Source organism: Pseudorhodoplanes sp., from assembly GCF_050250235.1.
GTDB lineage: Bacteria > Pseudomonadota > Alphaproteobacteria > Rhizobiales > Xanthobacteraceae > Pseudorhodoplanes.
Genome location: NZ_JBFWPA010000207.1, coordinates 1 through 7,655, shown reverse-complemented (window position 1 = coordinate 7,655; position 7,655 = coordinate 1). Strand labels below are relative to the sequence as shown.

9 protein-coding genes are annotated in these 7,655 nt (G+C 55.1%); 8 read left to right on the top strand and 1 reads right to left on the bottom strand.

The annotated features are described in order from the left end of the window. The first annotated feature begins 630 nt into the window (after positions 1-630). The 5 genes from AB7F49_RS36455 (at position 631) to AB7F49_RS36435 (ending at position 4,899) form a co-directional block, all read left to right on the top strand. The gene (locus AB7F49_RS36455) at positions 631-1,518 is read left to right on the top strand and encodes a VOC family protein (protein ID WP_428531925.1); all 888 of its coding nucleotides are present in this window, start codon (positions 631-633) and stop codon (positions 1,516-1,518) included. A gap of 18 nt (positions 1,519-1,536) precedes the next feature. Next, positions 1,537-1,719 (top strand): hypothetical protein, encoded by a 183-nt coding sequence (locus AB7F49_RS36450; protein WP_428531922.1) that lies wholly within the window; start codon positions 1,537-1,539, stop codon positions 1,717-1,719. Then, a complete protein-coding gene (locus AB7F49_RS36445) occupies positions 1,716-2,147 on the top strand; it encodes a PaaI family thioesterase (RefSeq protein WP_428531919.1) in 432 nt (143 codons plus the stop codon). The genes AB7F49_RS36450 and AB7F49_RS36445 overlap by 4 nt, the downstream gene beginning before the upstream one ends. Before the next feature lie 26 nt (positions 2,148-2,173). Beyond that, positions 2,174-3,250, top strand: a complete 1,077-nt coding sequence (locus AB7F49_RS36440; RefSeq protein WP_428531916.1) for an ABC transporter substrate-binding protein — start codon at positions 2,174-2,176, stop codon at positions 3,248-3,250. A gap of 164 nt (positions 3,251-3,414) precedes the next feature. Beyond that, complete coding sequence (locus AB7F49_RS36435) at positions 3,415-4,899, top strand: class I adenylate-forming enzyme family protein (protein WP_428531913.1); 1,485 nt, start codon at positions 3,415-3,417, stop codon at positions 4,897-4,899. 49 nt (positions 4,900-4,948) lie between these two features. Here AB7F49_RS36435 and AB7F49_RS36430 read toward each other — a convergent pair whose 3' ends face one another. Then, positions 4,949-5,620, bottom strand: a complete 672-nt coding sequence (locus tag AB7F49_RS36430) for a TetR/AcrR family transcriptional regulator (protein ID WP_428531910.1) — start codon at positions 5,618-5,620, stop codon at positions 4,949-4,951. A 128-nt stretch (positions 5,621-5,748) separates the two neighbouring features. Here AB7F49_RS36430 and AB7F49_RS36425 point away from each other — a divergent pair, with 128 nt between their 5' ends. The 3 genes from AB7F49_RS36425 to AB7F49_RS36415 form a co-directional block, all read left to right on the top strand. Next, the gene (locus tag AB7F49_RS36425) at positions 5,749-6,150 is read left to right on the top strand and encodes a Rieske (2Fe-2S) protein (RefSeq protein WP_428531907.1); all 402 of its coding nucleotides are present in this window, start codon (positions 5,749-5,751) and stop codon (positions 6,148-6,150) included. Beyond that, entirely contained in the window at positions 6,128-6,475 is a 348-nt protein-coding gene (locus tag AB7F49_RS36420) for a hypothetical protein (RefSeq protein ID WP_428531904.1), read from the top strand. Before AB7F49_RS36425 ends, AB7F49_RS36420 begins: the two co-directional genes overlap by 23 nt. Continuing rightward, positions 6,472-7,655 (top strand): amidohydrolase family protein (locus AB7F49_RS36415; RefSeq protein WP_428531901.1); only part of this gene is annotated, 1,184 nt, incomplete at its 3' end. The genes AB7F49_RS36420 and AB7F49_RS36415, both read left to right, overlap by 4 nt.

Sequence of the window (7,655 nt, the reverse complement as noted above, 5' to 3'; positions counted from 1 at the left end):
CGCGCGGATTTTGATTTCCTTATCAAGGGCGTTTGGAAAAACCCGTTGCATCGGAAACGAATTCCTGTCGCGGCACCTCAACTGAAGGTTCAATCGATGGCGTCCGTTATCGCTATGTCACGTTCGCACAGAACTTGAATCTGAAGCGTTTTTTCACGACCTCATCGAACTTGTGACGTCTGTTTCTGTTGCGGGGTGGTCCTTGATGATGAAATTGCGACCTTCAGCAGAGAGCCGGTGCTGCCGGCGAGACGATAGAAGTTCACCATCTCCGAAATCGCATTGATCAGTTTATGGAGAGGTTCGAACCATCCGAAGCGATGCTCGTTTCTTCAGATCGTTGCGGCTGTTCGGCATCGGCTTGTCGTGGAGCAGCTATGAAAGTCTCGCGCCGCTGGTCGATCCATTGCCTGCGCGCTGCGCAAGCGCTGCGATCGGCGAAGGTCTACGGCGCAGAATCCATGCAGGTCATGAGTCTGTGCAGAATCTGATCGCGGATATGACTCAGGCATTGGACGCCGCTTCTGGTGCCGACGCAGATGGTAACTCGATTCGAAGTGCGATGCCGGTTGGACATACGCGATGAACGATACGGCGGATTTGCGGAATGGATAAATCAATGGGTGTTGAATGACGACGCTCGGACTTAGCCTTGATCATGTCGGGCTCGGAATTAGGAATCTCGATCACGCGCGCGCGTCGTTCGAGAAGATGGGGTTTCGGCTGACCTCCCGCAGCATGCATGCCGGCGCGCTGGAGCCCGGCGGTCCGGTGGTGCCGTGGGGATCGGGCAATCATTGCGCGATGTTCAAGCATGGCTATTTCGAACTGGTCGGGCTGGTCGACGACAGCATGCCGAGCAACGTCAAGCGCATGGTGACGCGCTATGAGGGGTTGCATATCGTGGCGATGAATTGTTCGTCGTCCGCCGCCGCTTATGAGGCGCTGGTTGAGGCCGGCGTGAAAACGGCGGCGCCCGCCAAGCTGGAGCGCGATGCCGCGTTTGGCATCAACGACGAAATGGTGCGCCGGGCGAAATTCGAGAACATCCATCTCAACGAGGAGGTGAATCCGGAAGCGCGCTTCATCGTGATCGAACACCGGACGCCGGAAATTCTATGGCAGCCGCATTTGCTTCAGCACGAGAACGGCGCCAACGAATTGTCCTCGATCTATTTCGCCAGCCCGAACGTGGCGCTGACAGTGGAGCGCCTCAGCCGGTTTCTCGGAGCCGCGGACCGCATCGACGGCGCTGCGGTTTTCAAGCTTGCCCGCGGACGCTTCTGGGTGATGTCGGAAGCGGATATGCGCGCGCATTCGCCGGTTCATCGCGATGGTCCGGTTAATCGGGTTGCTGCCGCCGGTATCGGCGTCGCCTCACTGGATCGTCTGCGTGCGCTCTTCGAAAGCCGTGACATCGATTATTTCGAGCAGCCATCGCTGGACGCGAGCCGATCCATATGGGTTGGGCCGTCCGAAGCGAGCCATGGCGCACTCGTCTTTACGCAGACGGCTTAAATTCTCAAGGAAGTCGAGATGAAGGCGGCGGTTATCCATGAACGCGGCGGTCCGGGCGGAATCAAGTACGGAACCAATTTTCCGGATCCTGTTGTCGGTCGTGGTGAAGTTCTCATCAAGGTTCACAGCGCCGGCATCAATGAGGCTTTCAGGCAGATGGGAGACCGGCATTTGTTCGGCAAAGTGCTGGTGAAGCCATGAGCGAGAGCTCGGTTAAAAAACTCGAGAAGGTCGATATCGAGGCGATCTTCAGCCGGTCGCCGTTTATGCGGATGATGAATCTCGAGGTGCGCGAAGTTGATCATGCCGGCTCGCGTTTCGCGGCGCGGCTTCCGATGCGTCCCGAATTCGAGCGACGCCCCGGCACTGCGCAGTTTCATGGCGGAGTGCTTGCGGCATTCATCGATGTCGTCGGCGACTTTGCGATCGGCATGCTGGTTGGAGGCGGCGTTCCGACCATGAATTTACGGATCGACTATTTGCGTCCGGCGGCCGGAGAGTATGTCGACGGCGTTGCCGTGGTTCGCCGAAGCGGCCGCACATCGGCAGTGGTTGATATCGATATTCTCGCGGCCGACGGCAAGCTCGTCGCGGTCGGGCGCGGAACTTACGTACCTGTTACCGGGTAGCTCAGCTTTATCAATGGAGGGAAGTGATGAAGAGCTATAAAAAGAGTCTGTATGTAACGGCAACGCTAGCAGTATCTTCAATTGCGCTCGGCAGCACGCCGGCACAAGCGAACCTTGTAAAACTGGTTTATGGCATCCCGGCGTCGGTAACGCTGTCGCAGGCTCCCATAGTCGCTGCCAAGCAACTCGGTTATTTCAAGGAAGAAGGACTTGAGGTCCAGATAATGGGCTTCAAAGGCAGCGGTACGTTGATTCCGCAGATGCTCGCGAAGCGCGTCGATATTGGTTACCCGAACCCCGATATCATCATCCTTTCGCATGCTCCCGGGAAGGAGAAGCTCCCGCTAAAGTTCTTTTACAACGTGACGCGCCGGTCCAGCTGGGAGTTTGCCGTGCTTGCCGATTCGCCGTTCAAGACAGTGGCTGATCTTGCCGGCAAGAAGGTTGGCGTCGGCGGGTCAAACTGGGGCAACATTCCGATCACAAAAGCGGAATTCAAGGACCTGAAGATTGACGCGACGCTGGTGCCGGTCGGCGTCGGTGCCGGGGCATTTTTGATGCTGAACGAAAAGCGGATCGATGCCCTTAATCTTTTCGACGCCCAGCACGCGACGCTGGAAGCACTGGGCACCAAGATTCGCCGTCTGGAGCGGCTTCCCCGCTATGATGCCCTGTTCACCAACGGGTTCGTAGCCCATGAGGATTTTATCCGAGATAAGCCGCAAGCAATTATTGGATTCGGTCGTGCTGTCGCAAAGGCGTCGGTGTTCTGTGAGGCGAATCGTGAGGCTTGCGTCAAAATGTTCTGGAAAGAATATCCGGACGACAAGCCGAGCGGAGACGAAGCCAAGGTGCTTGCCGACGGAGTGCGGATTTTCTCCGCTCGGTTCGATAAGATGCTTTTCTTTCCGGAAGGACAGCCGCGTAAGTGGGGCGCCTATGATCCGCAGGTCTGGCGCGACTTTGTCGTAGCGCTGTATGAAGGCGGGCAGCTAACGACCAAGGACATTGATGTAGATGCCTGCTACACAAATGCCTTCGTTGGAGATTTCGCCAAGTTCGATCCTGAGAAGATCAAAGCGCAAGCCAAGTCTTTTAAGTAACGATTTTTGACGCACTTCCAAGAAAGCCCTGGACCCTGTCTTTCGGGTTCAGGACCTTGAAGTTACCTATCGATCCTCTCGAGAGCCGACAAAGGCTCTCGAGAACTTCTCGCCGATGCTGGCGCGGGGAGACTTCCTGTCCGTGAATGACAATGGAATTCAGAATGTGGACGAATCTCGGAAAATTGACGGATCATGCCAAAAATCTCGATATGGTCGCGTTGATCGACTGTCTAGATTTTCATCATCCGCGATCTTATTCGCACGGCCAGATGGATGCGCTGTCCGATGCCTGCGCTCGGGGCTTGGTCAGGCGTGGGCTCAAGCCTGGCGATACAGTTGCCTTGATCGGGGTTAATCGCGCTGAATATCTGATCGCCTATTTCGCTATCATGCGGGCTGGCATGATAGCAGTGCCGATCAACTACAAGCTTCCGGCTGAAACCATCAATTTCGTGCTCAAGGATTGCGCGGCGAAGTTGGCAATCACCGACATCGAACGAATGAATCTGGTGCCGGAGGGGTTGCCGTGCGTCGCGATGGAGGGAGAGGGATGGGGTTCCCTGCTGGATTACGGCCCCTTTGAGACAGTGACTCTTCCGCCGAACTCTTGCGCGATGATCCTCTATACATCGGGATCGACGGGGATACCGAAGGGTGTGCAGCTTTCGCATGAAGGGCAGCTCTGGGTGTTGAAGAAACGCGTGAGCGCCCGTGCGTCGTTCGAGGACGAACGATTGATCGTGGCCGCACCGCTGTTCCATATGAATGCACTGATCTCCGCCAAGTTCGCCATGGCTGCTCATGCAAGCCTTGTCCTGTTGCCGCAATTCAATGCGATCAACTTTATCGCAGCGATCGGCGAGCTAGGCGTTACCTGGGTGACTTCGGTGCCGACGATGATGGCAATGGTGTTGCGGGAGAGCGATGCGCTCGCGGCCATCGACACATCGAAAGTTCGTTATGTGCGGATGGGATCGGCGCCGGCGACGCATCAGCTTTATGATGCCGTTCATGCAGCGTTTCCCAATGCCTTTGTGGGCGGCGCATATGGGACGACCGAGGGCGGGGCGATGGTATTCGGGCCGAAGGCAGGCAAGACGATGCCGGGCGGCGACGCCTTGGGGTGGCCGTTGCCGGATGTTGAGCTGCGTCTGGTCACGGCGGATGGCACCGAGGCGGCCGAAGGCGAATTGTGGATGCGAACGCCCGCCAACATGCTCGGCTATTTGAATATGCCGGAAAAGACGCGCCAAGTGTTGACCGAAGACGGCTGGTACAAGTCGGGCGATGTATTCCGACGCGATGCAGATGGCTGTTATTATTTCGTAGGCCGCGTCGATGACATGTTCACGTGCGGCGGCGAGAATATCTATCCTGGCGAAGTCGAGAAGGTTATTGAACGGCTCCCTGAGGTCATGCAGGCTTGCGTGGTGCCGGTCGCCGATGAAATCAAGGGGCAGAAGCCGATCGCATTCGTCGTGTTGAAAGCGGGCGCCAATCTCTCGGAGCAGGCGGTCAAGGATTATGTATTGATCCATGCGCCAGCCTATCAGCATCCGCGCCGCGTCTATTTTAGGGATGCGCTGCCACTTGCTGCGACCAATAAAATCGATCGCGCAGCACTAAGTAAGATTGCCGCTGTTTGATCTTGCGCCGAAGTTTTGAAACTCCAAATATTGTTCCTCGGGTTTCCGGCTATAAAAAGGGTGAATTATCGAATCCAAAGATTGACGTTCTTTCATCATCAATCGCTCGGGTGCTTTTGGTTATGGCGGTGAGGATGCGCTCGCGATACTCTTCTTTCGCGGCTCCAAGCAGACAGTATAGCATTCCCGAGCTTGCTTGATGGCGAAAGCGGTCCAGGTCGATTCGATCGTGAACCCAGTCGTGTCGGGCAATCCGATAGCAGTTCCAGACATGAAGCCGTAAAAACTGCAGATCGACATCGCTTCGAAGCATCGAAGCTTCCTGTGCCGATTCAACCACTGTTGAAATGCTGTGCATGGAAAAACCTGATGTCCCGGAAGGCTCGAAGTTCTCGAAACGCTGCTGAACCTCCCACGCAATAAGCAACTCGCGATAGTATGCTTCGTCCTTTGCGATGAAATTAGCGATGCGCTGCATCATCACTCCCACCGCTGCGATCGGATCAACGCTCGGCTTAAATAGCTGAGCACTGTTGAGACTGGTCGCCATTTCTTGAACGAGAACATTTATCACTTCAGCCTTGCCGCCGACCAGGTGATAGATGGTTGGCGCCGTCACGCGTGATCGATCCGCGAGGATCCTTATGGAAAGTTTATCGTAGCCGCTCTCAGCCAAGATCCGCCGCGCCGAGTCCAATATGCGGCGACGGCGCAATGACATGTTCTTATCGCGTAAGGTGCCCAATTTTCAGTTCTCACATTTCTTGGTTGTGCTTGTACGGCGCGGGTTTGACAAGATTATAATGGTGTTATAGTTATATTCTACGTTCGATATGTCGCGAGCAGAATATGTCGCAAGAAAAGGCTCCAGACGATAGGGGAAACGTGTTGATCAAATATCTTCTTGGGCCGCGTGATGAACTGATCGCCGCCGGCCGCTCTGTTTTTGAGTGCGGCGATGTCGAGATAGGGGTGTTTGCGCTTGATAACGACCTAGTCTCGTGGCGAAACCAATGCCCGCATATGCGTGGACCGGTTTGCCAGGGACGCATCATGCCGAAGGTTGTCGAGCCTGTCGCAAGTGACGGCACCGTCGAGCATCTCGCTTTTAGCGAAGAAGATCGTCACATCGTTTGTCCTTGGCACGGTCACGAATTTGATCTGCGGACAGGACGTTGCATTGGCCGCGAGACAGGATTGCGGAAAGTCAATCTCGAAATCGAAGGGGATGACGTATATGCGTGCATCTAATGGATTGCTGAGAAATGATGATTACAATTGGGTCGAGGATGACGCCAAGGCAATTCATGCCGCCGCGCTCGACCTGATTTCATCCCAGGACGCCAAATTGATATCAGATGAGGCTGTTGCCCATCTTTTCTCGGCTGCGGTAAGGCTGTATTTCGCAAAAGCCGATCTCGAAGATCGCACATTCTCTCCGTTGCTGCCGGAAGACACAAAAGCCCTTTCACCATCAGAATTGTTGTCGGCGGTATCGGAACTGCTGCGTGCGCTGCATCTCGGTCCGATGGAGTTGGCGTTGTGGTATCGCGCGCGACCGGAGGATCAGCGATGAGCATTAGTGATATTCGTTCTGCCCGCAAAGTGCCCGAGGCGGAGTATAGCGTCTATACGGACACGCAGAACCTGCTGAACCACGCCAAGGTTGAGGCGCGTCGTCGAAATTTCAGCGACTGGCTGATTTGCGACATCGACGCTCATCACACGGAAACGATCTCGTGGAAGGAGGTTGTCGAATTTATTGAAGATCCGGTGTTGCGCCAAGCTGCACGCGATTATCATTCGTCGCGCTGGACAGCGGCGCCATATGGTCTCAATGGCGATTTTGGACTTCGCTATCAAGGCGTCGGCGGCCGGATTATGCATCAGGAAGCTCAGCGCGAAGAGATCAAGACTACATCTGTTCATCGGGATGTGACGCTGACCCGCCGTGCGATGAATGCGCTGGGCATCGACTATATGGTGGTGTTTCCGACTCCGATGCTGTTTTTGGGAATGCACCCGCAGCACGATATGGAAGTGGTGCTCACCCGCGCATATACGCGTTGGACCGTTGAGAACCTGCTTAAAGCGGATCCGCGCATAAAAACGCTGATTGCACTGCCGTTCAATACGCCTTCGGCCTGCGAAAAGATGGTTAAGGAGTTCAATGACGCTCCTGGCGTGATCGGATATTGCGTGTCGTCGGTCCGCAACAAGGCGGTGCACCACAACGACTATATGCGTCTCTACAGCATGATTCAGGAGACCGGTAAGCCGATCGCATTTCATGCTGCCTATAACTGGAACGATCAATCGCTGTCGCAGATCAATCGTTTCCTGGGCATGCATGCACTGGGGTTTGTCTGGTGCAACATGATCCACATGACCAACTGGATTCTCAACGGGATTCCGGAGCGGTTTCCCAAACTGAAGTCGATCTGGATTGAAAGTGGATTGGCTTGGGTTCCATTCCTGATGCAGAGGCTCGACGACCAGTACCTTATGCGGACGTCCGAAGCGCCTCTGCTCAAGAAGTTGCCGAGCGAATATATGCGCGAGAACTGCTTTTACACGACGCAGCCAATGGAAATGACCAACAAAAAAGCGCTTGCGTTGACGTTGGAGATGATCAACGCGGATTCGCAGTTGATGTTCGCATCAGACTGGCCTCACTTTGATTTCGATTTGCCGGCCGAGATTGTGGATCTGCCGTTTCTTACCGAGCAGTCAAAGAGAAACATTCTGGGCTTGAA